Source organism: Ferruginibacter sp., from assembly GCF_014377975.1.
GTDB lineage: Bacteria > Bacteroidota > Bacteroidia > Chitinophagales > Chitinophagaceae > Ferruginibacter.
The window spans coordinates 1-2,426 of the sequence record NZ_JACMOO010000226.1 but is presented as its reverse complement, the minus strand read 5'-3'; the positions used below and the strand labels follow the sequence as shown (position 1 = coordinate 2,426).

Annotated in this window: 3 protein-coding genes; all 3 read right to left on the bottom strand. The window is 37.6% G+C overall.

Annotated features, from left to right (window positions below; genetic code table 11):
* Positions 1–681: FAD-dependent oxidoreductase (locus tag H7254_RS12430; RefSeq protein WP_301933271.1), on the bottom strand; the 681-nt coding region annotated here is incomplete at its 3' end.
* Positions 682–810: 129 nt separating this feature from the next.
* Positions 811–1,644: a nitrilase-related carbon-nitrogen hydrolase gene (locus H7254_RS12425; RefSeq protein WP_301933270.1), complete on the bottom strand. Its 834-nt coding sequence runs from the start codon at positions 1,642–1,644 to the stop codon at positions 811–813.
* An 82-nt stretch (positions 1,645–1,726) separates the two neighbouring features.
* The coding region (locus H7254_RS12420) for an amidohydrolase family protein (RefSeq protein ID WP_301933269.1) at positions 1,727–2,426 on the bottom strand (700 nt) is incomplete at its 5' end.

Below are 2,426 nucleotides of genomic sequence, written 5' to 3'. Positions count from 1 at the left end.
ATAAACTGCATCGTAATTATTTTGTAGTTCTGAAAGTTCAATATTTCTCCCAAGTTCCTGCCCGTATTTTATTTTGATTCCCCCAATGGACAAAATATAATCCACTTCATCTTTGCAAAATTGTGGCGTTACTTTATATGCGGCAATGCCGTAAGTCATCAATCCGCCGCCTTCTTTTTCTCTTTCATAAATAGTCACATCAATTCCTTCACGACTCAGCATGTGTGCACAACTCAAGCCCGCAGGACCTGCACCCACGATAGCAACTTTTTTGTCAACGGATTCTTTTCGGGTAAATAATTTCCAGTTATGTTTAAGTGCTTTTTCGGTACTATAGCGTTGTAGTTTTGCAATAGCGATAGGTTCCTCTTCCATAAAATTAAAAACACATGCACCTTCGCATAATTTTTCTACCGGACAAACTTTACTGCAACCTGCACCCATAATATTTGACACCAAAATAGTATGTGCACTTCCTTTTAAATTATCGGTTGTTATTTGTCTGATAAATTTTGGTACATCAATACTTGTAGGACAACTTTTCATACAGGGCGCATCGTAACAAAATAGACAGCGGTTTGCTTCTACCAATGCTGCATCAGCGGTTTCAAAAGCCGGATGGAGATCAGAAAAGTTTTTAGCGTATTGCTCTGCAGAAAGCCTGTTCGATTGTATTGACATTTAGAGTTTTTTAGATTAATTAATTAAGTTCAATTTGAATGACAATGGACGATAGACCACTGACGACTGAATACGGCAACCACATTTCACATTCAAAACTTCACAATTGACAATTCCCAACCTCACCATTTACAACTTCACAATTTCCCCATAAGTTTCCGGTCTTCTATCACGAAAAAATTGCCACTTGCTTCTTACTTCTTCTATCAAATCCAAATCAAATTCTGCTATGAGTAATTCATCGTTGTTTTCTGATGCTTGTGCAAATATTTGTCCCATTGGATTTACAAAATACGAACTGCCATAAAACTTCCCAAGATTCCATGGCGCTTCGGTACCAACTCTGTTTATGCATCCCATAAAATAACCGTTGGCAACTGCGTGGGCAGGCTGCTCCAGTTTCCATAAATATTGAGATTGACCAACAGTAGTAGCAGAAGGATTGTAAACTATTTCTGCGCCATTCAATCCAAGACATCTTGCACCATCAGGAAAATGCCTATCGTAACAAATGTAAATGCCCACTTTTGCATATTTTGTTTCAAAAACCGGATAGCCAAGGTTACCTGGTTTAAAGAAAAATTTTTCCCAAAAACCTCCTGTATGTGGTATATGATTTTTACGGTATTTGCCAAGATACGTTCCGTCTGCATCTATTACTGCTGCTGTGTTGTAGAGAACACCTGCCGATTCTTTTTCATACACGGGAACGATGATTACCATGTTGTATTTTTTGGCGTAAACTGCAAGGCGATTGGTGGTTACACCGGGAACTTTCTCTGCTGATGCATACCATTTACTATCCTGGCCCGGACAAAAATAAGGCGTATTAAAAATTTCCTGAAAGCAAAGAATCTGCACCCCTTTTTCTCCAGCTTCTTCAATAAATGAAATATGTTTTTGAAACATGGCTTCCTTAATTTCTTCAATGGTTCCTTCACCTTCCGTTTTTGGAAGACTCATTTGAATTAACCCTGATTTAATAATTCGTGGCATTTAATTTTACTTTGAAATGATGACTACTTTTTTAAAAAAATAAAATAATTTAAATGTTCTGACTTACTTTTTTTCTTTTGATAAACTGTCCGTATCCTTTTTCTAAAAAGCATTCGTTGTTATCAATTGCCACTTTTCCTCTAAGCAAAACTGTCTTTACTTTTCCTGTCACTTCCCATCCTTCATAACCGCTGTAATCAACATTCATGTGGTGTGTAGCTGCAGATATTGTATGTTTTTCATTTGGATCAACGATAATAATATCTGCATCACTGCCAACCGCAATGGTTCCTTTGCGTGGAAACATGCCAAATATTTTTGCAGGATTTGTTGCCGTTACTTCAACATATTTATTTAAACTTATTCTGCCTTTATTTACACCTTCGCTAAATAACAATTCCATTCTGTTTTCAATTGCTGGATGACCATTTGGTATTTTAGAAAAATCATTTTTGCCCATCAGTTTTTGTTCCCATTTAAAAGGACAATGATCCGTAGCTACAACCTGCACGAGCCCTTGATTTATGCCCGCCCACAAAGTATCCTGGTCTTTCTTTTCCCGCAGCGGCGGACTCATTACCCATTTTGCACCTTCAAAATCTTTTTCGTATAAGGATGCATCTAAAAGTAAATATTGAATGCAGGTTTCTACAAATACTTTTTGATTTCTGCGGGTTGCATTGCGCACCGCATTTAAAGCGCCTTCGCAGGTGAGGTGTACAATGTAACCCGGGCAACCAGTATAATTT

Coding starts and splice junctions, on each gene's coding strand:
- H7254_RS12425 (WP_301933270.1), bottom strand. CDS start 1,644: ATGAGTCTTCCAAAAACGGAAGGTGAAGGAACCATTGAAGAAATTAAG.